At 56.6% G+C, this 25192-nt stretch carries 22 protein-coding genes and 1 pseudogene; 11 read left to right on the forward strand and 12 right to left on the reverse strand.

Translation table 11 applies throughout. From position 1 onward, the window contains the following. Positions 1–23: 23 nt before the first annotated feature. The 3 genes from N2A41_RS28815 to N2A41_RS28825 form a co-directional block, all read right to left on the reverse strand. Complete coding sequence (locus N2A41_RS28815) at positions 24–794, reverse strand: ATP-binding cassette domain-containing protein (protein ID WP_260111513.1); 771 nt, start codon at positions 792–794, stop codon at positions 24–26. A 1-nt stretch (position 795) separates the two neighbouring features. Next, entirely contained in the window at positions 796–1989 is a 1194-nt protein-coding gene (locus N2A41_RS28820) for a sugar ABC transporter permease (protein ID WP_260111514.1), read from the reverse strand. A gap of 374 nt (positions 1990–2363) precedes the next feature. Continuing rightward, complete coding sequence (locus N2A41_RS28825; RefSeq protein WP_260111515.1) at positions 2364–3455, reverse strand: sugar ABC transporter substrate-binding protein; 1092 nt, start codon at positions 3453–3455, stop codon at positions 2364–2366. A gap of 304 nt (positions 3456–3759) precedes the next feature. Here N2A41_RS28825 and N2A41_RS28830 point away from each other — a divergent pair, with 304 nt between their 5' ends. Then, positions 3760–4785, forward strand: a complete 1026-nt coding sequence (locus N2A41_RS28830; RefSeq protein ID WP_260111516.1) for a LacI family DNA-binding transcriptional regulator — start codon at positions 3760–3762, stop codon at positions 4783–4785. A 40-nt stretch (positions 4786–4825) separates the two neighbouring features. Here the strand turns inward: N2A41_RS28830 and N2A41_RS28835 are convergent, their stop codons facing one another. Continuing rightward, on the reverse strand, positions 4826–5794 hold the full coding sequence (locus N2A41_RS28835) for a GntR family transcriptional regulator (protein ID WP_260111517.1): 969 nt from the start codon (positions 5792–5794) through the stop codon (positions 4826–4828). Positions 5795–5809: 15 nt separating this feature from the next. Continuing rightward, the gene (locus N2A41_RS28840; protein WP_260111518.1) at positions 5810–7339 is read right to left on the reverse strand and encodes a UxaA family hydrolase; all 1530 of its coding nucleotides are present in this window, start codon (positions 7337–7339) and stop codon (positions 5810–5812) included. 114 nt (positions 7340–7453) lie between these two features. Between N2A41_RS28840 and N2A41_RS28845 the strand changes: the two genes are divergently transcribed. The 5 genes and pseudogenes from N2A41_RS28845 to N2A41_RS28870 all read left to right on the forward strand — a co-directional run bounded on the left by N2A41_RS28845 (position 7454) and on the right by N2A41_RS28870 (position 13470). Further along, positions 7454–8377 carry a dihydrodipicolinate synthase family protein gene (locus N2A41_RS28845; protein ID WP_260111519.1) on the forward strand — a complete coding sequence of 308 codons (924 nt, stop codon included), beginning with the start codon at positions 7454–7456 and terminating at the stop codon, positions 8375–8377. Between the two features lie 10 nt (positions 8378–8387). Then, complete coding sequence (locus tag N2A41_RS28850; protein WP_260111520.1) at positions 8388–9203, forward strand: shikimate dehydrogenase family protein; 816 nt, start codon at positions 8388–8390, stop codon at positions 9201–9203. A gap of 40 nt (positions 9204–9243) precedes the next feature. Then, entirely contained in the window at positions 9244–10503 is a 1260-nt protein-coding gene (locus tag N2A41_RS28855) for a DegT/DnrJ/EryC1/StrS family aminotransferase (RefSeq protein WP_260111521.1), read from the forward strand. Positions 10504–10507: 4 nt separating this feature from the next. After that, positions 10508–11944 carry an aldehyde dehydrogenase family protein gene (locus N2A41_RS28860; RefSeq protein WP_260111811.1) on the forward strand — a complete coding sequence of 479 codons (1437 nt, stop codon included), beginning with the start codon at positions 10508–10510 and terminating at the stop codon, positions 11942–11944. A gap of 330 nt (positions 11945–12274) precedes the next feature. Beyond that, a pseudogene (locus N2A41_RS28870) lies at positions 12275–13470 on the forward strand (IS256 family transposase). A 253-nt stretch (positions 13471–13723) separates the two neighbouring features. On the opposite strand, the gene N2A41_RS28875 reads toward N2A41_RS28870, so the two are convergent. The 6 genes from N2A41_RS28875 to N2A41_RS28905 form a co-directional block, all read right to left on the reverse strand. Then, the gene (locus N2A41_RS28875; protein ID WP_311202890.1) at positions 13724–14782 is read right to left on the reverse strand and encodes a shikimate dehydrogenase family protein; all 1059 of its coding nucleotides are present in this window, start codon (positions 14780–14782) and stop codon (positions 13724–13726) included. 229 nt (positions 14783–15011) lie between these two features. After that, positions 15012–15674, reverse strand: coding sequence for a helix-turn-helix domain-containing protein (locus N2A41_RS28885; protein WP_260111522.1), 663 nt, complete (start codon positions 15672–15674; stop codon positions 15012–15014). Positions 15675–15720: 46 nt separating this feature from the next. Continuing rightward, entirely contained in the window at positions 15721–16515 is a 795-nt protein-coding gene (locus tag N2A41_RS28890) for an ABC transporter permease (RefSeq protein WP_260111523.1), read from the reverse strand. Further along, positions 16512–17483 carry an ABC transporter permease gene (locus N2A41_RS28895; protein WP_260111524.1) on the reverse strand — a complete coding sequence of 324 codons (972 nt, stop codon included), beginning with the start codon at positions 17481–17483 and terminating at the stop codon, positions 16512–16514. The genes N2A41_RS28890 and N2A41_RS28895 overlap by 4 nt, the downstream gene beginning before the upstream one ends. After that, positions 17416–18519, reverse strand: a complete 1104-nt coding sequence (locus tag N2A41_RS28900; RefSeq protein ID WP_260111525.1) for an ABC transporter ATP-binding protein — start codon at positions 18517–18519, stop codon at positions 17416–17418. Before N2A41_RS28900 ends, N2A41_RS28895 begins: the two co-directional genes overlap by 68 nt. Further along, a complete protein-coding gene (locus N2A41_RS28905; RefSeq protein WP_260111526.1) occupies positions 18516–19553 on the reverse strand; it encodes an ABC transporter substrate-binding protein in 1038 nt (345 codons plus the stop codon). The genes N2A41_RS28900 and N2A41_RS28905 overlap by 4 nt, the downstream gene beginning before the upstream one ends. A 290-nt stretch (positions 19554–19843) precedes the next feature. Here N2A41_RS28905 and N2A41_RS28910 point away from each other — a divergent pair, with 290 nt between their 5' ends. The 5 genes from N2A41_RS28910 (at position 19844) to N2A41_RS28930 (ending at position 23804) form a co-directional block, all read left to right on the forward strand. Then, a complete protein-coding gene (locus tag N2A41_RS28910) occupies positions 19844–20830 on the forward strand; it encodes an aldo/keto reductase (protein WP_260111527.1) in 987 nt (328 codons plus the stop codon). Then, entirely contained in the window at positions 20827–21687 is an 861-nt protein-coding gene (locus N2A41_RS28915; protein ID WP_260111528.1) for an amidohydrolase family protein, read from the forward strand. Before N2A41_RS28910 ends, N2A41_RS28915 begins: the two co-directional genes overlap by 4 nt. Then, positions 21687–22271, forward strand: a complete 585-nt coding sequence (locus tag N2A41_RS28920; RefSeq protein ID WP_260111529.1) for a DUF1349 domain-containing protein — start codon at positions 21687–21689, stop codon at positions 22269–22271. Before N2A41_RS28915 ends, N2A41_RS28920 begins: the two co-directional genes overlap by 1 nt. Before the next feature lie 9 nt (positions 22272–22280). Continuing rightward, the gene (locus N2A41_RS28925) at positions 22281–22721 is read left to right on the forward strand and encodes an RbsD/FucU family protein (RefSeq protein WP_260111530.1); all 441 of its coding nucleotides are present in this window, start codon (positions 22281–22283) and stop codon (positions 22719–22721) included. Between the two features lie 636 nt (positions 22722–23357). Then, positions 23358–23804 carry a DoxX family protein gene (locus N2A41_RS28930; protein WP_260111531.1) on the forward strand — a complete coding sequence of 149 codons (447 nt, stop codon included), beginning with the start codon at positions 23358–23360 and terminating at the stop codon, positions 23802–23804. 179 nt (positions 23805–23983) lie between these two features. Here the strand turns inward: N2A41_RS28930 and N2A41_RS28935 are convergent, their stop codons facing one another. Then, positions 23984–25180: an MFS transporter gene (locus N2A41_RS28935; protein ID WP_260111532.1), complete on the reverse strand. Its 1197-nt coding sequence runs from the start codon at positions 25178–25180 to the stop codon at positions 23984–23986. Positions 25181–25192: the final 12 nt, after the last annotated feature.

Genomic DNA, 25192 nt, shown 5'->3' on the forward strand with positions numbered 1-25192 from the left:
GAGCCTGCGCGCTGGTGCGTGGATCAGTCCTCATTCGGTGAGTTGATCCCAGCCATGAGATGAAGAAGTTCGCCTTCGCTGGTGTCACTTGCCTTGACGGTGGCCCCGATCTTCCCGCGCCGAAGCACGAGAATTCGGTCGGCCGTGGTCAACACGTCGCTCAGACGGTGACTGATCAAGAGAACCGCAACACCTTGCTCGGGTAAGCGCCGGATAAGATCAAGAACCGGTTGGCCCGCCGACACTGAAAGTGCCGCGGTCGGCTCGTCCATGATCACAAGCTTGGGATCGTAAGCGACGGACCGAGCTATCGCGACCATCTGTCTTTGCCCGCCCGAGAGCGCGGTGACAGGCTCCCTCAAGTTCGGCAACTTGACGTCGAGCATCTTCAGCAGGCTCTCGGCCTTTCGATGCATTTCGTCGTGCGCCAGGCGCCGAAAGCCCAAAGGCGATCGCTGGACGATTTCCCTTCCAAGGAAAATATTGGCACAGATATCAAGATTGTCGCAAAGGGCGAGATCCTGGTAAACCATCTCGACCCCGTGATCGCGCGCCCACGTCGTTGACGAGCTTTGTACCTGGGAACCCCCAATCCGGATTTCGCCGGAGGATGGCGCGACGTCACCCGCAATCATCTTCGTCAATGTTGACTTGCCCGCGCCGTTGTCACCGACAAGTCCAATGATTTCGCCTGGCATGATGTCGAAACTGACCCCACGCGTGGCCTCGACTGCGTCGTAATTTTTGCGCAGGTCTTTTACCGAAACTGCGGGATTGTTTGGTGTCTGGATCATCTCACTTCGCCTTCTTTTGTGCGGCATGGTCGGCGGTGACCGCGACGATGAGCAATGCGCCGGTGATGATCATCTGGTAGAACGTATCGACGCCCGCCAGGCTGAGCCCGTTCGTGATGCTTGCCATCAGAAGGGCCCCCAGAACTGCGCCAACGACGCGACCTTCACCCCCGAACAGGCTCGTGCCTCCGATGATCGCCGCACTGATGGCGCTCATGTTCACGAAGAGGCCGACGCCAGGAGGGCCGGCATCAAGCCTGGAAGTTTGGACGATGGCTGCTAGCGCAGACAGTGCACCCATCAGGCCAAAGAGCGCCAAAATCATGGTGTTCACTTTGATACCGGCGCGCTTTGCCGAAACCGGGTTTCCGCCAATGGCATACACATATCGGCCGAAGCGAGTATTCTTTGCGGAAAATTCCATACAGAAGACGATGATCAGCAGCAGTGCCAATGGATAGGGGATCCCTTGGTTCCACGCAAATACCCAGATGGACATGCCGGCCGCGGAAAGCGTCAAGCAGAGAACCGCTATGCTAACCGGGCGCAAAGTGCGCCTCTGCGGCCCAAGGAAACTTGTGTATGTCCGCAGCCAGATGAATAGATAAAGCGCGCTAAGTGCTAAGATGGCGGTCAGACTGATCCAGCTGGGAAATTCGCCATTACCGATCTCATAAAAAGTGTCGCCGGCGCCTGACCTGGTTTCTGCCCCTGAGACAACGTAGGCCAAGCCCCTCAGCCAAGAGAACCCGGCCAATGTGATAATGAACGACGGAATGCCAAGTTTTACGCGCAAGGAACCCTGAAGAAGGCCAATGGCGATACCTACAAAGATAACCAGCAAGATGGTTGTGATCGCATCTAGTCCGTAAGTCTGCATCAATTGCATGGACAAGACACCACATAGAGCGAGCAATGACCCGACAGACAGATCAATCTCCCGCGCGACAAGAAGCCATGTCAGGCCTGCGGCCATCAAAGCGGTGATCGTAGCCTGGACGGCTAGATTAGAAAGATTACGCGGGCTTATGAAGACACCGGTCCACGCGTGGAAACCAATCCAAATCGCCACGGTGGCAGCGACAAGGACGATAAGCCGCCACTCAGCGCGCTCGGCTTCTCTGGATTGCTTTTGTACTTCGGGTAGAGCCGATGAGGGCGCGACGACCACGCCAGCTTTAGAATTCGTTCCCATATGATCCTGTCTCCGGTCAAAGTACAGGCAAACAGCCGCCATCGCCGCAAGCGAAGGCTATGCAGCAGCACGATTGATTGCGATTTCCAGTCGGAAAGGTCGAAACGGCTTATGCCGCGTTCCCTTTATTTTTTTTGTAACGTTAAAGTAAATGACAATACGTCGGTTTGTCAATATGCGACAGAGGAATTGCCACTAGGTATAGTGATTATGAATCAATGACTTAGATAAATCCTTTGGTTTTTCCAGCAAAACAGGCTTACGGCGAAAGCAAAATACTTTAACGTTACAAGTTTTTCAGTCTCTAGCGATCCCCATGACAAAAAAGCCACCTCGTTTTTCAACGGGTGGCTTTTTCGGGGAGGCAACTTTCGTTAAAGAAGAGACTCTGCGCCCTGGGGCCATTTTTCCTTGGGAACGCCTTCCAAGACGGACTTGGCGTCCACATAGACCGGACTGTACTGCTTCAAGTACTCAACGATATTTTCGCGAGTGATGTCGCGGTCCTCGACCGGCATATAAGGGATAGCTAATCCATTGCCGGCGTCGTAGGTCTGGGTAATCCCTAGATCCTCGCCCTTGGCTAGTTTGACGGCAAGTTCGCCGGCGATCGTGCCCATCTTGTCGAAAAGAGTAAAGCTCGATAGCGCCATGTTACCCAGTAGAATATGTCGGCAACCCTCGACGGTGGCATCCTGGCCGGTCACAAAGACCTTCCCTGCTAGTCCCGCCTTCTGCAGCGCACCAATAACACCTCCCGCCATGCCGTCATTGTTGCAAAGGAAACCTGCGACATTATTGTTGGTTGACGTAAGAGAATCTTCCGCCTGACGGCGCGCAGCATCCGGATCCCACCCATCGTGGAAAAGGTGGCTGACAATCTTCAGCTCACCCTTGTCGATCAGGGGCTGCATGATATCGTAGTAACCCTTGGTGATTTCCTCTGCCACCGTGTTACCAGCCTGGCCGGATGCAATGATCCAGTTGCCCTTCAGCACGCCGGCCGCCAACGCGGCATTAGCAGCTTTCTGACCTACTCCACGGTTGTTTCTGGCTACATACACATCGACATCCTTCGATGGAATCGCGGTGTTATAAGCGATCACAGGTACCCCAGCGCGCTTTGCTTTGCGCGCCATGTTGACGCCCGCTTCAGCCACAACGGCAACAATCGCAAGTGCGTCTACGCCCACGGTTAAAAGGTTTTCAACATCGGATAGCTGCTGTTCGACTTTGAAATCCGCCTGATTGGTGATCGGTTTGAAGCCACCAGCTGACACCGCTTTTTCAAAGCTCGGGCGGTCCAGATTCTTCCACCGCGGAACCGTATATGTCTCCATGGCAAAACCGATGTTTCCGCTTCCCTTGGCGAAAACGACGCCGGCGCTTCCAAATGCCGTTACAGCAGCAATTCCCGCAGTAACTCCCATAAACCCACGCCTAGTTGTCTTAAATTTGTTTTCCATGCTCGTTCCCCTTTCTTGAGTTATATGTAACGTTAAAATTAAGATCGGCAAAGGCAATCTGTCAAGAGCAGCAGTGGATTTCTGCTGAAGATATTTATTAGTTGTGTTATTTCAATACGATAATGACTTATTGCCCATCCAATACGGACGACACGACGGTTGCATCAACGCAAACAGACCATTTAACGTTACAATTGCTTGGAGGGTTGACTCCGGCACGATCTTCTTAATGCCAAGCGTTGCATTGCAGCGCGCCCGGATTTTTGTGTAAAGATAAATGTAGAAAACCATTCAGGATCCAGCAGTGCCCCGTCGCAAAAAACAAGAAGTAACGCTGAAGGATGTAGCGGCCGCGGCCGGTGTTTCCGTGATGAGCGTCTCAAACGTCGTGAACGAGCGCTGGGATCTTGTGAGCGATCGAACGCGTGCAGTGATAGAAAAGGAGATCAAGCGCCTCCAATATCAGCCCCAAATGGCAGGCCGCTCCCTCAGAACCGGAAAAACCAACACATTTGGCTTGGTTGTTCTTCAAGGAGCAGACGGCGTGCGACCCAACCGGCGAGCGCAAGCGATCATCGCTGGTTTTTTAGAATCGACGGCAGGGCACGGATACACCGTAAGCCATATCTTCAGACGGCACAGCACAATTGAGACGGCTATCGGATCCCTATCCCAACGGGTCGATGGAATCGCGATGCTGATCGACGAGAGTATCGAAGTGCGCAAGAAGGATGTGGCGATACTTTCATCCTTTGGCATTCCAATCGTCGAATTGGAGGGCTTAAGACTAGTGGAATTGGAGGATGCTTGCTCCGTTCATGAACGGGCGGATATGCAGATAAATGCATTGGCAACATCGCTCTCTAAATCATTGCCAGGCAATGTGTACTTTCTAAATGGCAAAGAGCACAACGAGCACGCCGTGCGCCGTTATAGGTTGTTGAAAGCGAACCCGAGTTTACGCCACTTCCATTTTCATAATAAGACGGAGCTCAGATCCCATTCTGATGTTGATTTGGACAAAACGGCAGCGATTTTCGTCTCGAACGAAACAGATTACTGCGACCTTGTCGTGGCGTTCTCGTCAAGCGCACAACGCCGACTGATATCAAAGATAATATGTCTCGATGCAGACGAAAATTCAGCTGGCGCCGATCGCCAGTCAACCATTCCCGGCTTTCACAGTGTGGCATTTCGCGTCGGAAACGTTGGGGGGAACGCCCTAATCGCGCGGCTACCATCGACGACATTCACATATCGCCAAATCGGTGTCGATTGCGGGGTCATCTTGCCCGCCCCTAACAAACGTGACAATCAGACCAGTACTTGATCGAGCGCCATCGACGCTTGAAAGTGAGGACGTTAAGGCATCAATCTAAGACATATTCAATTGGAGAAACCTGGTGGGACTGAATGTAGGCTGCCAATCTCTCGTTTGCTTTCCGGCTAGAGATCGCCAAATGGTCTATAAGCGCGGCCTCAGCGGTCTTGAAATCCAGCGCGGCCGCAGCGTCCATGATCTCGAGATGTTCGTGCATAAAAGCATCGATGGGCATAGCGCCCCGCACTGCTCGCTGAATGTGCTTGCCGGCAACCAATACGCAGCGTGTGCGCTTTAATGCCTCGAGAATTTCGCTGTTGGCGCTAAATTGCATAAGCCCGATGTGGAGATCTTCTTCAAGAGCATCGAGTTCCGCCGGTTCAATCCTCGGGAAATGATTACTCGTCTCAATCAAACGATTTCTCATGACATCAAGAGACGTCGGTAGGATACGAGTAATGGCAGTCTTCAGCGCAGCGGGTTCGAGTAGGATTCGCAACTCGTACAGATTATGAAATCGTTCTTCGTCGAGTGAGTTGATCCACCACCGAGATTTTTCATCTTTTATAACGATACCGGTTTTGGCCGCATAATTGAGAATGTCGCCGGCAACCGTGCGACCAACATTATAGTATCTGGCAAGTGCAAGCTCGTTTATCCGTGCCGGACCGAAAACAGCACGCAGGATAACAGTCTTTTCAAAGTCATAGTAGAAGTTCTGCCACGCAAAAACTTTCGGATTTCCAGTTGGGTCAGCCTCCAAAGATAGCATTTCTGGGGTAACCTTCAGACGCAGTGGTCCACCCGTTATCCCGACAAGAACGCCTCTTCCGTCGAACCTGCGCACCAAACCTTCCGATTCAAGCTTCGCCAGTGCCTGTTTGACCGGTGACCGGCTCGAATCGAAAATCGCCGCTATGGGCCCCTCGAGCAAAACTGTGCCCTCCGGCAGAGTCTTCATTTCGATTGCCTTGCGCAGGGTCTCGCAGATCGCTTCGTAGGCCAGGGTTCGCCGCATTCTCTGCCTTTTTGATCAGGTCACAGCACCTATTTGCCAAGGTACGAACTCGTTGTCACCATAATTGTAACCCTCGCTCAAAGTACGGTCGCCGGATGCGATGGCAATAATCTTCTCAAAGATGCGTGTCCCAGCCGCTTCAATGCTGTCCGATCCGTCGATTATCTTGCCGCAATTGATATCCATGTCCTCGATCATGTGTTCATACATTTCATTATTCGTGGCGACCTTAATACATGGCGCAGGCTTGAAGCCTGAGACGGAGCCACGTCCCGTCGTGAACACGATCATGTTGCAGCCGCCCGCGACTTGCCCGGTCACAGCTACGGGATCGTAGCCAGGCGTATCCATGAACACAAAGCCAGGCGTTGTGACCAGTTCCGCATATTCATAGACCTCCATCAACGGCATGGAGCCGCCCTTTGCGACAGCTCCGAGCGACTTTTCGAGAATCGTCGTCAGCCCCCCCTCTTTGTTGCCGTGGGAAGGATTGTTGTTCAGCTCTGCGTCATTCCTCGTTGTATAATTTCGCCACCACTCGATGCGCGCCATCAACTTTTCTGCGATTGCTGGGGTCGTGGCACGACGGGTAAGGAGGTGTTCGGCACCATAAATCTCGGGCGTCTCACTCAGGACCGCGGTACCGCCATGCCGAACGACTAAATCAGCGGCAAAGCCGAGGGCTGGGTTTGCCGTAATTCCGGAATAAGCGTCGGACCCCCCACACTGCAAAGCTACCTTGAGACCCGAAAGCGGTTGAGGCGTACGCTTTATCGCGTTTATTTCGGGAAGCAGATCTTCAATAATGGATATTGCTTCCTCAATCGTCTTGCGGGTGCCACCAAGTTTTTGAATGGTCATCGTCCGCAAAAGAGGGCCCTCCTCAAGCTCAAAGGCTTTCACGAGATCGCTCACTTGGTTTGTCTCGCAACCAAGGCCAATCATCAGCACAGCAGCGAAATTGGGATTCTTGGCATAGCCGCTCAATACGCGTCTAAGATACTGATACCCTTCCGTGTTCATCGGGATTGCGCAGCCGGTGCCATGAGTGAGCGCCACGACCCCATCGATATTGGAATAGTTGCCAAAACCATTTGTTTTGAAGTGATCCGCTACGGCGCGCGATACAGTCGCCGAACAGTTAACGGAAGTGATGATTCCGATGTAGTTGCGCGTTCCAACGAGCCCATCAGGGCGCAAATATCCCTGGAACATACGTCGCTCATTTTCCGGGAGGAGCGGGGTTGGTCCACCATCGACCGCGAATTCATGTGAGACGGCGCTGTCCAACATTGCCAAGTTCTGCAGATGCACATGTTCGCCAGCCTGAATGTCGCAGCTCGCCGTACCAATGACCTGCCCGTACTTCAGAACGGCATCGCCCTTTTTGATGGGCCGAACAGCGATCTTATGGCCGCTTGGTATGAAGTGTGCCGTTAGAACCTCACCCACATCCTGGCCAGCCTCAATTGCTCGTGTGGCGACCACGACATTGTCAAGTGGATGAAGCCTGATGACCGCGGGCGCGGCGGAATGGTCAGACATTGAAGTCACTCCCGAGATTGCGAATGGCTATTGCGTGCAAAAATCATTCATGATATCGCTCAACAAGTCAAGAGCTGACTTCAGTTAAGCCTGAAACGTTGGGGAAATTTTCTAATGGCAAACAAACAACGGTATTCCGGACTCTACCCCGTGGCGCCAACGCCTTTCACGTCGACCGGCGAAATTGACTTCGACGGGCAGCGCCGAGTCCTCGACTGCATGATCGACCAAGGCGTCGATGGCATTTGCGTTCTTGCCAACTACTCCGAGCAGTTCCTGCTATCGGACGAAGAACGCCGACAGTTGACGGAACTCAGCCTCGTACATGTTGCGGGCCGTGTTCCTGTCATGGTGACCTGTAGCCACTTCAGCACTCAAGTGGCTGTATCGCGAGCACGCCACGCAGCCGAGCACGGCGCGAAGCTGCTCATGTTGATGCCGCCTTATCATGGCGCGGGCATTAAGCTCGATGAAGCTTCAATTTACGAACACTTTGCCCGCGTGGCGGATGCTGCCGGCATACCGATCATGATCCAGGACGCTCCCCTCAGCGGAGTTACCCTCTCTACCGATTTTATGGTGCGAATAGCCCGGCAATTGCCACTCGTTCGTTACTTCAAGATCGAGGTGGCGGGCACAGCAGCGAAGCTGCGCAAATTGATCGAACTCGGCGGCGAGGCAATTGAGGGGCCTTTTGATGGCGAAGAGGCCATTACCTTGATGGCAGACCTTGATGCCGGCGCGACTGGTGTCATGTCGAGCGCAATGCTGCCCGACTTAATTTATCCCGTCATCGAACATCACAAGGCCGGCGACCGGCAGCAAGCCGCAAAAGCCTATGAACAGATTCTGCCGCTCATCAACTACGAGAACCGGCAATGCGGCCTTCGCGCGGCTAAAACCGTGATGATGAAGGGCGGCGTCATCAAATCCGACCATGTTCGTCATCCATTGGAGCCGCTGCACCCAGCCACACGCACGGGACTGCTGGAGCTCGCCAAAAGCGTCAATCCCTTGGCACTTTCCTGGGGTATATGAGGCCGTGAGCGTGTCCATTTCTCAAGAGCCACAGAGAACCGAGATTACTGGAAAAACCCGTGTTCTCGGAATCCTTGCTCACCCGACGGAACATGTGAAAGCCCCACCCGGAATAAACCGCATTGCCAGACAACGTGGCAAAGATGCCGTGATGGTCCCACTCAACGTGGCACCAGATGATCTTAGTGCTGTCGTCAGTGCCTTGCGTTCGGTGCGAAGTTTCGATGGCTCAATAATAACGGTGCCTCATAAACAGGCTATCCTCTCACTCTGCGATGAAATTAGCGCGCAAGCCCGTGCGGTCGGTGCGGCAAACGTCATTAGACGAGAATCTGACGGTCGTCTTGTAGCAGCGCAGCTAGACGGGATTGGTTTTGTTGCCGGTCTGCGTGGTCAGGCCATCACCGTCAGCGACCGCAGTGTCCATTTAACGGGTGCCGGGGGCGCAGCAAGTGCAATCGCTTTCGCATTGGCTGAGGAAAAAGTCGCCGCACTTACGCTAAACAACAGATCACGGGAGAAAGCGCGTGCCCTGCGGGATCAGCTTATTGAAGCCTATCCGTCGCTGGACGTGCGCCTCGGCGGTCGCGATCCTTCAGGTCACGACATCGTCATCAACGGGACAACCCTCGGGATGGAGCCCGGGGACGCACTTCCCGTGGACGTGACCACGCTTCGCCCCGGCATGGTGGTCGCGGAGGTAATCATGGAACCCGAGATCACCCCCCTCTTGGCCGCGGCCGAAGCCGCTGGCTGCAGAACCCATCTCGGCCACCACATGTTGGATCATCAACTGCAACTCATGGCAGACTTTATTGGTCTCTGAAGCACATCATTGAAACTCATTTCTATAGGGAGCGAACACAATGCAAAATCTAGCAATCAATGGCGGGCCGCGGTCAATAGAAGGCACCCTGCCAAGTTTCCGCGATGCTTCCGGGCGAACATTCGGTCAAGAGGAGCTCGACGCACTCAACGAAGTCATAAAATCGGGGAAACTGTCGTTCCTGACGGGAACTAAAACCGCAGAGTTCGAGCGGGCCTTCGCCGAGCGATACGGTGTCAAGCACGCGGTTGCGGTAGCGAATGGAACCGCAGCATTGCATACTGCGGTAACCTACCTTAATCCCGAACCGGGCGACGAGATCATCCTCTCACCTGTCACGGATGTTGGCACGGTTATCCCAATCATTGCTCAACTTGCCATCCCCGTCTTTGCCGATGTCGATCCAATCACTCAAAATATCGACGCTGCGTCGATTGAAATGAACATTACGTCGCGTACCAGGGCAATTATGGTCACCCATGTCTATGGTCATCCGGCCGATATGGATGCGATTATGGCTGTGGCGCGCAAGCACGACCTTTTTGTTATCGAAGACTGTGCGCAGGCGCATCTGGCGTGCTACAAGGGGAAGCTCTGCGGTACGATTGGCGACATTGCCTGCTTTAGTTTTCAGCAATCTAAACACATGACAACCGGCGACGGTGGCATGGTCATCAGCAATGAAGATGGGCGGTTCGGGCGCGGCATTCGACATTGCAGCGACAAGGGATGGCCCCGGGAACGTGGTGGGCGTGATCATCTCTTTCTTGCCACGAATTATCACATGACAGAACTGCAAGCCGCTGTCGGTGTCGAGCAGTTGAAAAAGCTCGATCAGTTTGTTTCCGACCGTATCACTGCGGCAGACCGTCTAACCGACTTACTCTCAGATGTTGCCATTTCACCTGTCCTACCGCTCGCCGATACGGTGGGTGTTTATTTCTTTTACAGCTTTCGTCTCGACCCCTCGAAGTTGAGTGTCCCAATCAACGATGTTATGAAAGCGCTTGTCGCCGAAGGGATCGACGGTTTCATCGGATATCCCGGGCAAACCCCACTCTATAGATATCCCGTCGTTCGCGAACACAAGACGTTTGGCCAATCAGGTTACCCCTTCACGCTTCCGAACGTTCGTCAAATCGACTACTCAAGCAATCTTTGCCCGGACGCAGAGCAAGCATGCCGCGAAACTGTTTGCATGTGGTGGACGGATCGAATGAAGGAGCACCATCTTCAACAAATTGCTTCGGCCATTCGCAAGGTTGTATCCGCGTATCTGAAATCGCCGGTCGTAGGTTGAGGAGATCACAGTGTTTAAAAACCTCATCGGCGGAGAATGGGTCGGCGTTGATGGTGCGGATAATATTAATCCGTCCGACACCAACGAGATTGTAGGGACATATGCACGAGCAACGAGCCCGGACGTCCTGAATGCAATTGCAGCGGCCAAGGCCGCTTTCCCGGCCTGGTCGCGGTCGGGCATCTGGGAGCGCCACGTCATCCTGAAGAAGGCCGGCGACGAGATCATGGCGCGCAAAGACGAGCTCGGTGCGTTGCTTGCCCGCGAAGAGGGCAAGACGCTGCCGGAAGCCACCGGTGAGGTGATTCGCGCGTCGCAGATTTTCGAATTCTTCGCCGGTGAGGCGCTGAGGCTGGCCGGCGAGGTCCTCCCGTCGGTTCGTCCGAATATCGGCATCGAGATCACTCGCGAGGCTCTCGGCGTCATCGGCATCATCACACCGTGGAACTTCCCGATCGCCATTCCCGCCTGGAAGATCGCGCCGGCGCTCTGCTACGGCAACACCGTCGTTTTCAAGCCGGCCGAACTGGTGCCCGCCTGTTCCTGGGCGATTGTCGATATCCTGCACCGCGCCGGCCTGCCGAAGGGCGTGCTGAACCTCGTCATGGGCAAGGGCTCGGTGGTCGGTCAGGCCATGCTCGAAAGCCCCGACGTTCACGGCATCACCTTCACCGGTTCCACCGGCACCGGCAGGCGTGTCGCCGCCGCCTCCATCGAGCATAACCGCAAGTTCCAGCTGGAAATGGGCGGCAAGAACCCGATGGTCGTGCTTGACGATGCCGATCTCAACGTCGCCGTCGAGGCGGCCGCCAATTCCGGCTTCTTCTCGACCGGCCAGCGCTGCACCGCCTCCTCGCGGCTGATCGTCACCGAAGGCATTCACGACAAGTTCGTCGCAGCACTCACCGACAAGCTGAAGACGCTGGTGGTCGACAACGCCCTGAAGGCCGGCACTCATATCGGCCCCGTCGTCGATGAGCGGCAGTTGAAGACCGATACCGACTATATCGAGATCGGCAAGTCGGAAGGCGCCAAACTCGCCTTTGGCGGCGAGGTGATCTCCCGCGACACGCCCGGCTTCTATCTGCAGCCGACGCTGTTCACCGAAGCGACCAACCAGATGCGGATTTCGCGCGAGGAGATCTTCGGGCCTGTGGTCTCGGTGATCCGGGCGAAGGATTACGACGAGGCGCTTGCTATCGCCAACGACACGCCGTTTGGGCTCTCCGCCGGCATCGCCACGACCAGCCTGAAACATGCGACGCACTTCAAGCGCAATTCCGAGGCCGGCATGGTGATGGTCAACCTGCCGACGGCAGGCGTCGATTTCCACGTGCCGTTCGGCGGCCGCAAGGGTTCGTCCTACGGCCCGCGAGAGCAGGGCAAGTACGCCGCCGAGTTCTTTACGACGATCAAGACAAGCTACGCCTTTGCGGGCTGAAGAGAGAGGTCTGACGGTTCATAAGCCAAAGACCTATTGGTCCGCCAGATGACGATGTCAATCGATGCGCTGCGAGCATATCTTGCCGAGTTCGGAACTTTAGCTGCCCGAGGTCCCAGCGGCATTAACTCGGCACGCGAGATCTTGCACGCGATACAGGACGATCTGCCCGTGCGGCCGCCCAAGTTCTGAAAAGCCTGGTAGGTCGCCCGGCTATAGAATAGGGCTGCTGTGGTAGTGTGCGGAAGGTTCTGCAAATTCACTAAGAGGGGCGGTCATGGCAGGCTGGTGATGTTCAACGTCACCTGATTCCCTGGAAGGAACGCCACCATGACCAAGACTGAAGATAAGACTGCTGTTGCCGCCGTCAAAGATATTCTGCTTTCGAATCCCGATGGGCTGCACGAGGTGCTGCGCGCGGTGATGCAGGAGGTCCTTGAAGCCGAGATGGACGAGGCTTTAGGAGCCGCGAAAGGCGAACGAACACCCGAACGGCTCGGCTACCGCTCCGGCCATTACGGCCGCACGCTGATGACGCGGGTGGGTAAATTGGAGCTCAGGGTGCCGCAGGACCGCTCGGGGCACTTCTCCACCGAGCTGTTCGAACGCTACCAGCGCTCGGAGCGGGCGCTGGTCGCCACGCTGGCCGAGATGTATGTGCAGGGGGTGTCGACGCGCAAGGTCAAGGCGATCACCGAAGAACTGTGTGGGCATGCGTTCTCGGCCTCATCGATCTCGGCGATCAACAAGCGGCTCGATGAAAGCCTGAAGGCCTTTGCCTGCCGCCCGCTTCAAGAGCCCTTTCCCTACCTCATCCTCGATGCCCGTTATGAGAAGGTCAGAGAGGCCGGCGTCGTCAGGAGCCAGGCGGTGCTGATCGCCGTCGGCATCGATTGGGATGGCCGGCGGCAAATCCTGTCCGTCGAGATGGCCAGCCGCGAGAGCCGCTCGGCCTGGAAGGACTTCCTGCTGGGATTGAAAGCCCGCGGCCTCAAGGGTGTCGAATTCGTCGTCTCCGACGATCATGCCGGCCTCGTCGCGGCCATCGGCGAGGTCATTCCGGAAGCCGCCTGGCAGCGCTGCTATGTGCACTTCCTGCGCAATGCGCTCGACCATCTGCCGCGCAAGCACGGCGACGATTGCCTGCAGGAACTGCGATGGATCTACGACCGGCGCGACCTCGCAGAGGCGAAGGCCGATCTGTCCGCCTGGCTTGGTAAATGGTCGGGAAATATCCACGGCTGACCGGCTGGGTCGAGGAAGCCATCGAGCAGACGCTGACCTTCTTCCGCCTGCCGCGCACCCACCACAAGCATCTCAAGAGCACCAACATGCTCGAGCGCCTCAACGAGGAGATTCGCCGCAGAACCTACGTCGTGCGGATCTTTCCCAACACCGAAAGCTGCCTGCGCCTGGTCAGGGCGCTGGCCGTCGAAACCCACGAAAACTGGATGGAGGCCAATCGATACATCAACATGGACGATCTCAGAGAGCATAAGAAACTCGCTCTCCGCAACGCCGCATGACCAGTCTCATGACCGCCCATTTTGCTGAACTTGACGCACATAACCGCTGCTGTGCCATTAGCAACGGCAGCCGCCCTCTTGACGCCGTAACGTTCGGCGGAAGGAAAGGCTGCCAACTCCATTACCTGGACCACCTCCTCTCCAGCCAGCGCACGGCCGGAGGCGCTACGGAAGCTCGCCGTCGATCGCCGGTGGTCCACCGTCGATTGCCAGTTTTTGCATGTCGTGCTTCTCAAAAAAATGCGGTGTCGGGCTAGAGGCCCAGGAAATCGGCCATGAGTTGAAGCTGGTGCTCCAGCATAGGATGGCCTAGGTGAATGCTGCAGCCTTTTGCCTGTGCGATGGCGAGCAGTGGTGTTATTTCCGGCTCCATGACCACTTCGGCCACGACCATGCCAGGCATCAATTTCGAGGCATCGAAGGGTAGCGGATCAGACGGGTTCATCCCAAGAGTCGTCGCATTTACGACCAGGTGATGGCCGGACGGATTGGAATTACCCAGCGTGACCGTAACGTTTGGATAGCTTGTACATAGTTTATTGCGCAAGACTTCGATTTTCTCACGCGTTCGATTGTAAAGCGTCAGCCGCAACACGCCGGCCTCCGCCAACGCAAAGGCGATGGCATTGGCCGCTCCGCCGGCACCGGCTAAATACACCGCCTTATCGGAAACCGTAATCCCCGCCTGGGTTACGCCGGCCAGAAAGCCAATGCCATCGAGCTGGTCGCCGACCAATTGTCCATCCGGCTCGCGGCGCAGCACATTGGCTGCTCCGACCGCCCGGGCGCGGGCGCTGACTCTATCGCAAAGCGGCAAGATTGCCTGCTTGTGCGGCACGGTGACGATGGCTCCGTCAAAGCTTTCAAGCACACGAAGGGCGCCAATCACGCAGGCAAGATCGGCGGGTGCAACGTTCATCGGCACCATCACCGCGTCTCGACCGCGATAGCGTGCGATCCGGTTAATGGCTGGAGGCGCCTTCACGTGTTCGGTCGGATGAGCAAGAATTCCGAGTACGCGCGTGCGGCCTGTTATGTCGGAGGCGCCGGGTTGAACAAGGTTCATTTCATTTACCCCAGCGCAGCGCCAGCGGAGCGAGGTCCCCGCTCCGTGATAGGGCGGCATCATCATGACCAGTTTTGCACCGCGTTCTGCGGCGTGGTCTGCGCGCGCACTTGCTATCTGCGTGCTGATATGACTGCAGCTCACCATCATGGGCACGGATTCGGCGCCATGATGGAGGCGGCGCTCGGTCAGCTCGCGACGTGTCGGAAAGCATGAACTGTTCCGAATAGTTGGCAAGGATGCCATCGACACCCTGATCGATAATGCAATCGAGCACGCGGCGCTCACCGTCGAAATCGACGTCGCCGTTGTCCGTAAATGCTGTGGGCGCCACAGGAAATAGTCCGGAATAAGGTCTCGTCATTGTCATGTCGTGAATTGCTCCCTTAAATTCTGCTTATCAAAAAGACACAGCTGTCCCGCCGTCCCAGTCGCCTCGGACAACCAGTCTCCCTCTGTCTCAGTGTCGAATGCGCTAGCCGGCTGTCTCGTCCGGGTCCCGTTTTTCCGAAATGATTTGTTCCTTGATGATTTCGCGCAGCGTCTGGGCGAGGTTCGGCGTCGCGCTCGAGCAGCAAACCATGATCGAACTGCTTGGAACTTCGAGAGACATGTAACCGTGCTTCATCGTGCTATCCAGATAGACGCTGTCGCCTTCGTCAAGATCTGTGGGCTCGTAATACTCGCTGTAAAGCCTGACCTTGCCCTTCAGCACGAGAATGAACTCCTCGCCCACATGCGCCGTCAGCGGTCCCATCTGATCCGGCGTCAACGCCCTGACCTCGATGTGGATCGGAATAATGCGCTTATGAGCCACGTCGGACGAAAGATAGCTGTAGCTGTAATATTGCCTGTCAAGCGCCTGACCTTCAAAATTGCGGCTGATGCTGCGGCGCGCGACGACCAACGGAGGCGTCGGCTCGCTCGGAGACGAGTTCAATAGATCACCAATCTCAACGCCCAACCCGTGGGACAACTTCAGGATCGTGTCGAAGTTCGGCGAAATATGTCCGTTTTCGACCTTCGACAATGTCGACATCGCGATGCCTGTCATCGAACTCACTTCAGAAAGGGTCCAGCCATGGTAGGCACGGCGCTCTCGCAGGAGCTTTCCGAGGTTTTTTGCTTTCTCGTTCATGCCTTGCTGTCGTTCCAATTGGGTCTGCTAGATTCTGGTTGAATAGTCATTTCCGTTCGATACTCCCGCGCAGCGACATCGCACCGGCTGCCGCGAATACCAGTGTAACGCAAAGCACGACAGAGACGAGTGCATTAATTTCGGGGGTGAAACCCGTCCGCATCATCGCCCAAAGCCGCATGGGGAGTGTCGTTTCGCCGCCGACGAGAAAGAATGTTACTAACGTTTCATCAAACGAAAGCGCGAATGCAAGCAGCGAACTCGTCACCAGCGCCGATCTGATTTGTGGAAGCACCACATACAAGAAAGTTTCGAAGCCGTTGGCGCCGAGATCGAGCGATGCCTCGATTTGCGAGTTCTCCAGGCTGTTTAGCCTGATCATCACCATGCGGTAGATCACGGCGAGGATCAGGACAACGTGTCCAGCCGTCACGGTGATCAGGCTACGCTCGATGCCAACCTCTCGGAAAGCAATTAGCAGCGAAATGCCGGTAATGATGGCGGGCAATACGAAGGGAAGGAAAATCACAAACTCGACATAAGCCTGACCGCTTCGCGCCCCGGTCTTCATGTAATAGGCAAGACCGAGCGAGATGACGGTGGCGATTACCACAGCGAAAGCGCCGACGATCAAGGAGTTTGACAAAGCGTCTATGAGCTGGGCATTCGCCGTGAACTTGCCGTACCATTCGAGGCTTGCATGCGACCAGTCGATCTTGCGCCCTTTCATGCCGAAGAACGAGAGCAGGATGATGATGGCTGCCGGCGCGTAGAGCACGACAAAGACGAGGGTGCCGATGAGCCACAGGAAGGCGATTGTGATCCTCTCGGAGCGGGTCATTTGATCCTCCCGGCCTTGGAAATCAGGGAGGCGATTCCAATCAATGTCACGACGGCGATCAGCAGAACGACGGCGAGCGCCGCGCCAAACGGCCAGTTGAATGCCATGCCGAACTGGCTCCAGACCGCCCGTCCGAACGTGAAGCCTTCGCTGCCGCCGACCATCTGCGGTGTAAGGTAGTCTCCAAGGGCGATGACCATGACGAACAGCGCACCGGCGATCGAGCCCGGCAGGCTGAGCGGCAGCACGACGGTGAAAAAGATCTGTCCGGGCCTCGCGCCGAGATCAGCCGCCGCGCTGACCAAGGATTGCGGAATACGTTCAAGCGCCAGGAAAATCGGCAATATGCCAAATGGCAGGTAGATCACCGCCATCGCAATCATCACGGCAGTCTGGTTGAAGATGAAGAGCTTGCTTGGCTGCTCCAGGATACCGGCGGACATCAGGATCGAATTGAGAAAACCGTTGAAACCCAGAATGCTGCGGATAGCATAGATCTTGACGACGTAATTCATGACAAGCGGAAGAGCGCTGAGCAACAGCAGGAAATACCGGAGGGAGCCTTCCATTCGCCAGATCAGGTAAGAGATGATGTAGCCAAAAATCAGAGCAACAAGCGCTACGACGAAGGCAAGCTTCAGGGTTCCGAAGAACACGTAGAGATAACTGCTGCTCGCGAAGAAGGCGGAATAGTTCTGCAGGGTGAGGCTTCCCGTGATCTTGCCATTATCCTGCTCCAGGAAACTGTACGCCAGGAAAGACAGGAGCGGGACCATGATCATGACCGTCGGCAGGCCGTAAACCAGCAGGCGAGCGATGACACCCCACATCGCCGGACGAGAGCCGCCTTCCGCGCGAGGAATGATTCCTAATGTTGTCATCGACGCTACAGCCATCATCTTAACCCTTTGGAAGGAAGCTGACATCTGCCTCCCGCCATTGCAGCAGCACATCGCTACCGGGATCAAGATTGACGCCGGTCAATGCAGTTGGAATGCGCACCCTCAGCCGGCTTTCGCCCGGCAGCGATAGCGAAAGCTGGGTGGTTGCGCCGAGGAAAGTGACGCTGTCCAGTCGGGCTTTGGAGCTCTGACGATCCTGCCGAAGATCGCCGCCGTCGTGCAGGCTGAAGCTTTCGGGCCGAATTGCGATAAGGCAGTCACGGCTCTCGCCTGTGGCGGCGTGCCTTCCGAGCGGGCTTTCGACGATCGACGCATCGCCGGGACTTCTTACCGCCGGCAGCAGGTTGTTCTCTCCGAAGAACTTCGCGACGAATTCCGTTTTCGGACGATAGTAAATATCCTGCGGCGTGCCGACCTGAACCAGTTCTCCATGATCCATGACCGCAATGCGATCGGACATGGAGATGGCCTCTTCCTGATCATGGGTAATGAATACGAATGTCGTTTGAATCCGGCGCTGCAAATCTTTTAAGAATTCCTGCATGGAGCGGCGCAGTCCGGCATCGAGCGCTGCGAGCGGCTCGTCGAGCAGGATGACCTGTGGTTCGCAAACGATAGCGCGCGCCAGGGCAACCCGCTGACGCTGGCCGCCCGACAACTCCGCCGGATATCGGCCGGCCTTGTCGGATAGGTTGACGGTTTCCAATACCGCAGCGACCTTGCGATCGATCTCGGCCCTCGGTGCACGGCGGATGCGCAAGCCATAACCGACATTCTTCGCCACCGTCATGTGCGGGAAGAGCGCATAGTCCTGGAACACGGTGTTGAAGGGACGCTTGAAGATCGGCACCCGGGCAATATCGGTGCCTCGTAGCAGAATGCGTCCGGTGGAGGGAGGCGTGAAGCCCCCGATCATCCTCAGGATCGTCGTTTTTCCTGACCCCGAAGGACCAAGGATGGTGAGGAATTCGCCATCCTTGATATCCAGGTTCACCGGTTTTAGGACATTCACCGCCCGGTAGGACTTTGTCACCTCTACCAGGCGGATGACGTCGGAGCGCCCTCCGCCCATCCTCTCGCTATCGCCAGGTTTCATCGTCATTGTTGAACCGGTGTCGCCTTGATCTCGTTCCAGACTTCGATACGACGCGCGAAATCCTCGGGGGCCCGCAGGAAGACCAGTTTGTCGGAATAGGTAAGCCCGATCTTCTCGTTGGCAACAGCATCGGTGGTGTTGCCGTAGCCCGTCTTCTCGCTGATGTAGGTGCCGACTTCCTTCTCCAGCATGGCGTCGATCCAGGCATGGGCGAGATCGATATCGCGGGCACCCTTGCTGATGGTCCAGCAGTCGATCCATCCGATCGCACCTTCCTTGGGAACTGTCAGGCCGACATTGACGCCCTGTTTCGTCAGCATCGGCGCCTGCGGTTCGCCCATTGACATCATCAAATCGATGCCGCCTTGGGCAAAGATGCTGACGCCATCGTCGAAGCCCGCATAATAGCTGGCGACATTGGCCTTCTGTGCCAGAAGCTTCGCCTTGATTGCAGCGAAATCAGCCTCGCTCAGATTGAAGGGATCCTTGATACCGAGCGTCAGCGCCGCGGTGACAATGGCGTTGTTGGCATCGTCCATTACGATGATCTTACCCTTGTAGCGCGGATCCCAGAGGATCTCCCAACTGTCTGGCGCCGCCTTGAATGTGTCGGCATTGTAAATCAGCGGGATCGAGCCCCAGGCGAACGGCGCAGCATAGGTCTTGCCATCGAAAACAATCGCCGCGACGGATTTGAACGCGGGCATCAGATTGCTGGCGGATGGAAGCTTGGCAAGGTCGAGCGGCTGAATCAGCGCTTCCTGCGTCAGGCGCTTGTAGGAAGACGTCTCTATCGCGACCACGTCGAAGTCCGCACCATCGGAAGCGGTCATCTTCGCGAATATCTCATCGACACTTCCGGTATAGCTGACGCTCACCGTCGATCCTGTCTTGGCTTCGAAAGCCTTGACCCACTGTTCGTCGGCATAGCCTTCCCAGGTCAACAGCCTGAGTTCCTTGCTGGCGGCGCTGGCATTTCTGATAAAGGCCGGTGCGGCGAGCGTGCCTGCGGCCAGGGCGATAAACTCACGTCTTTTCATGGCGAACCCCTTTTATGTTGTGTGTTGACTATCTGCCGCGACCGGTTTTCCCGAACAGGGCGCATTCTCCCACCGGTCCTTACAGTGCATTGTACATCCCTGAAGCCGCGCTTTCGGCCTCGTTCACCGGCGTGGCCGGTTGGGTTACTCTCTACAACTCGACTTTCCGAAGCTTGCAAGAATTTCACCAAAGCGCAAGATAATTTTCCTAAAAGAAATTTATTGACTTAAATGAAACGCCGTGAAAATTAATTGGGAGCCAAAGCGGGCCATTTTTGGGGCAGAACATCATGACAGCAATCCACGAACAGCGGCGGCTTGGCCGGACTTCCCTGAGTGCGACGACCTTGGGTCTCGGCACGACTGCTATCGGCGGGCTGTATACGGCGACGAGCGAGGAATCGGCGGCGGAGACGATGCAGACCGCCTGGGATCTCGGTGTTCGCTTCTTCGACACCGCGCCCCAATATGGGAACGGCATGGCCGAACAGCGTCTTGGTGACTTTCTGCGAAAAAAGCCGCGCGATCGTTACGTTCTGTGCACGAAAGTTGGCCGACTGCTCCGCCTCCCCGAAAACCCGCAAGGCGAAGACGCATATTACAAAGGCACGCCACCGGAGCGGCCGGTGTTTGACTTCAGCTATGACGGTGTCATGCGCTCCGTCGAGGACAGCTTGACGCGTCTCGGTCTCGAGCGGATCGATGTGCTGCATATCCACGATCCCGACATGCATTACGGGGAGGCGCTCGACGGTGCCTATAAGGCACTCGACACATTGAGGCGTGAAAAATCGATCGGCGCGGTCGGCGTCGGCATGAACCAGTCGGAAATGCTGGCCGAATTCGCCCGCAACGGCAATTTCGACTGCTTCCTTCTCGCTGGGCGGTATACTCTGCTTGAACAGGGTGCGCTCAAGGAATTGCTGCCGCTCTGCGTCGAGAAAAACATCTCGATCATAATCGGCGGCGTCTACAACAGCGGCCTGCTTGCCGATCCGCGCGCCGGTGCCAAATTCAACTACGAGGATGCCGACAAGGCGCTGGTCGATCGGGCAATCGAGCTTGAGACCGTCTGCCTTCGCCACGGCGTGCCGCTCAAGGCCGCAGCGATCCAGTTTCCGCTGGCCCACCCTGCCGTCACCAGCATCCTGACCGGCGCGCGCAGCCACGAGGAAATGATCGAGAACGACGCGCTGTTCCGCCAACCGATCCCATCGTCTCTTTGGGAGGAACTGCGCGCCAAGGGCATGATCGCCGAAGGGGCGCCGACGACATGATCATCGACGCGCACCAGCATTTCTGGGATCTGGAGACCGGCAAATATGACTGGATGACCGGCACCGCCATGGCACCCATTCGCCGCAACTTCGGACCCCACGATCTGCAGCCGCTCATGGCCGAGGCCGACGTCGACAAGACCATCGTCGTCCAGTGCCGCCACGACCTCGAAGAAACGCGGGATTTCCTTGCCATCGCTGCGAAATATGATTTCGTGGTGGGTGTAGTCGGCTGGGTCGACCTACAGGCGGACGATGTCGCCCAAGAGATTGCCGCCCTGCGCGCGCTGCCGGGTGGCGAGTATCTCGTCGGTATCCGTCATATCGTTCATGATGAACCGGATGCGAGTTGGCTGCTTCGGCCCGCCGTCCAGCGCGGCATCGGGGCCGTCATCGAGGCCGGGCTCACCTACGACCTGCTCGCCCGAACACGGGAACTAGCCGCAGCAACCGCGCTGGCCAAGACCTTTCCGAAGGGGCGTTTTGTCCTCGACCATCTCGCCAAGCCGCCGATCGCCTCCGGTTCAACCGATGCCTGGCAGGCGGAATTCGAAAAGATCGCCGCACTCGACAACGTCTGGTGCAAGATTTCCGGCATGGTGACCGAAGCCGATTGGGCCAGTTGGCGGCCGGCAGTTTTTGACACCTATACCCAGCTGGCGCTGGAGATGTTCGGGCCAGATCGCATCATCTTCGGCTCCGACTGGCCGGTCTGCAACCTGGCAGCAGCCTACAAAGATGTGAAGGCGATTGCACATCGGCTGGCGGAGATCGATCCCGGCATCGCAGAGCGCTTCTATCACTTCAACGCCGTCGCCGCCTACAGATTGAGCGACCAGAAAACGGGAACACCCTGATGAGCATCGATTTTAATGATGGTATCTGGCTCAACGAACCGCAAGCTTGGAAGGCCGACGAAAGCGGCTTGACCATGACGACGGACGCCAAAACCGACTTCTGGCGCGAGACCTATTACGGTTTCAAACGCGACAGCGGGCATTTCCTCGGCTTTACCGCTGGCGCCAGCTTCACCGCCACGATGCGTATTCGCGGTGAATTTCGCACGCTTTACGATCAGGCCGGTCTGATGGTTCGGATCGACGACACGAAGTGGGTCAAGACCGGTGTGGAGTTCACTGACGGCGAGCTTTTCCTCTCGACCGTCATCACCGATGGAAAGTCAGACTGGTCGGTATCTCAGCCTTTCAGGGAACTTGAGGATTTCTATATCCGTGTCACCGTCAACAATGGCGCCATGCGCATCCAGGCGTCGCGAGACGGAAAATTTTGGCCGCTGCTGCGTTTGGCGCCATTTCCGATTGCGGCAGAATACCAAGTGGGGCCGACCGCCTGCACGCCGGAGCGCAGCGGGCTGTCGGTCAATTTCTCCGAGTTTTCGATCGGGCCGGCAATAACCACCGATCTCCACGATCTGAGCTGAGGTTTCCCGATGTTGATAGGTATCGACCCCATTTTGAACGCCGATATCCTTTTTATCCTGCGAGCCATGGGCCATGGTGACGAGATCGTCATCGCCGATGGCAGCTTTCCCGCCCAGACGGTCGCAAAACGACTCGTCCGCATGGAGGCCGCCGACCTGCAGCGCATGCTGAAAGCCGTGCTCTCGGTGATGCCGGTCGACGAATCCGAGCCCGATCCGGTCATCGGTATGGAAGTCATCGCCGAGCCTGACACCATCGTACCGGCGCATACCCTGATTCAAAAGGAACTCGATATGTTGGAGGGGGAAAAGGTGACCCTAAAGCGCGTTGAACGATTTTCGTTCTACGAACGCACCAAGGAAGCCTTTGCGGTGATCGCCACCGGTGAAACGCTCTTCTACGGCAATGTCATCATCCGCAAGGGCACGGTGAACCTCGGCAATAATTGACCAAGCGATTGACCGGAGCCCCTTAATTTCCTCGAGAATTTGGTAGAACGCATCATCAAAAAACTGAAGGAAAGTTGGGGCTCAGGTCGATCAGGCTGTTATGGCGGGCGCTGGCGTATCTTATCTCGAGTGGCTGATCTTGCCACTCAATTCCATGACGTGTAGGCCGTACTCATGCGTTCCTCGATTTCCGTGCTTCTGCTTGTAGTTATTTCTCTTGGCCTAGTCGTCACTGTGGAAGGCGTGTTTAAAGCCACCAGTAGCACCGAGGTAACAACAGGATTCTGTCCCGAACAGGTAATAATTAACGCATGTATCTATAACACACAGCCTGATGCTGTCGTTGCGAGAGGTACAGCTTCGATCGATACGATCTGCCTCGCGAAGGCAATAGTGGGCGAATCGACGTCACTTAGCGTTCCAACAACTTGCCGTGCCATTGTCTTCGAATCCGCTTCGTTGTACTGGTCCAGTTGGACGCCGCCCCTCCCTGTTCGCCCTCCGAGATCTTTAGGCTAAACGCGCGCCGCGCGGAAGAATACCTAAAAACCCAGCCCATTTGGTCGTAACCCGCGCCAGAAGCAATTGGCGGGCCGGTCTGTGCGCCTGAAAGGCGCTTTATTATCAGGATTATCAATGTGCAACCTCACCCCCCGCAACTCGCTTTTTCTTCCGATGCTCGGAGGTCTCTACTCTCGCCTTGATGCAAGCGCCGAGACGTTACTGCGTATCATCTGCGGCCTCTTACTCGTCACCCATGGCTTTCCCAAGATAATGAACCCGTTCGGTACCATCGGCATGGTCGAAAGCTTAGGCTTTTACCCAGGTGCCCTATGTTCGCCTCTGCTCGCCGCCACCGAGTTCTTCGGCGGCTTGTTCCTAGCGCTGGGTCTTCTCACCCGCCCTGCCGCATTGGCCACTACCACAGTCCTTCTCGTCACCGTCTGGTTTAACTGGGTGGCTCAAAGCGGAGGATACTCCAACTCCGAGACATCGATTCTTTGGGCCGCTATGACTCTGTTTTTTGTAATCCGTGGCGGCAATAAATACTCGGTGGATGCCTGGATCGGCCGCAGTTTCTAGACCAAGGTAACTTTCCACCGCCGTCCTACGTCTTTCCGGCGGCGGTGGAATGAGTATTTAGGCGGATCCTGGCTGAGCAGAAGGTTACTCTGTCGGGTGTGTCATGCGACGATCCTATGGGTGGACCGCTCGAAACCGATGAACATGGCGAATCTATAAATGGACCGATGCTGCATGGTCTAAAGATTCTTGCGACCAAGTTCAGCATCTCCAACGACCCGCTTTCTCGTGAAAAGTTGATAAAGCACGAACAACAGCAACGTTGCTGCAAACACCACGACGCCGATGATTTCGAGGCCGAAAGAGCGGGTCATTAGGCCCGTGAGTGCTGTGATCACAGCGCCGCCGAGGCCGGCGGCTGCGATCTGGAAGCCGATAGCGCTGTTGGCATGTTCGCGCCCGACGCGTTCGGGCGTTAAACTGATCAGCGAGGCGAAGACGGGCGCGAGGAAGAAGCCGATCATCATCAGGCCGAGCACGCCGAGCGCAGGGTGAGGAGCGAGCCATAACAGGAGCGCGCCGAGCGCCGCCATGAGAATGCAGATCCGCAGCGTCTTGAGAAGCGGCACCCGGTTTGCCATGAAGCCGAAGCCGATGCGCCCGATGGTGAGGCTGCCCCAGAATAGCCCAACCACCAGCGCGGCATTCGTTTCCGAAAAGCCACGCCCGAGCGTCAGCAGCGTATAGCTCCATTGCGCCGCCGTCACCTCGATGCCGGAATAGAAAAAGAAAACGAGCATGCCGAACCAGACGACCGGCTTGCACAGTGTTTCGGACACAGGTGCCGCGGCCAGTTCCTCCTCGACGTCATGGCCGATCTCGGGCACCTCCTCCCACCGCGAGCGGGTGAGGAAGAACGTCGCGGCCAGCGCCAGCTGCGCGCTGGCGACGATGGCATAGCTCATCTGCCAGACGAGCCCCGACCCCAGCACGCCGGAAACGAGCAGTGGACCGATGGTGGTGCCGAGGCCGAAGAAGGCATGCAGCCAGTTGAGGATCTGCGGGCTGAAGTGCCGCGCGCCATAGGCGTTCAGGCCCGCATCGACAGCCCCGCCGCCAAGCCCGGCGAGAAAACCGAGCGCGATCATCAGCGGCCAGACCGGCGTCAGTGCGAAACCGATGAGGCCGATGGCGGCGGCGAGCGTCGACAGCGCCAGCACCATGCCGATCGGCACGCGCCGCAGAACCGCGCCGCTCATGAAACTTGCCGCCAGATAACCGGCCGTCGTAGCCGCGACGAGCAGGCCGAGCCTGTCCAGCGGCAGCGAGAAATCCGCGCGGATGGACGGCCAGGATACGCCGAGAAGCCCGTCTGGAAGCCCGAGGCTGATGAAGGCAAGGAAGGCGAGCGTCGTGAGGATAGTTCGTTTCGACATTTTGAGAAACTT

It is taken from the genome of Rhizobium sp. SRDI969, assembly GCF_025152725.1.
GTDB lineage: Bacteria > Pseudomonadota > Alphaproteobacteria > Rhizobiales > Rhizobiaceae > Rhizobium > Rhizobium leguminosarum_I.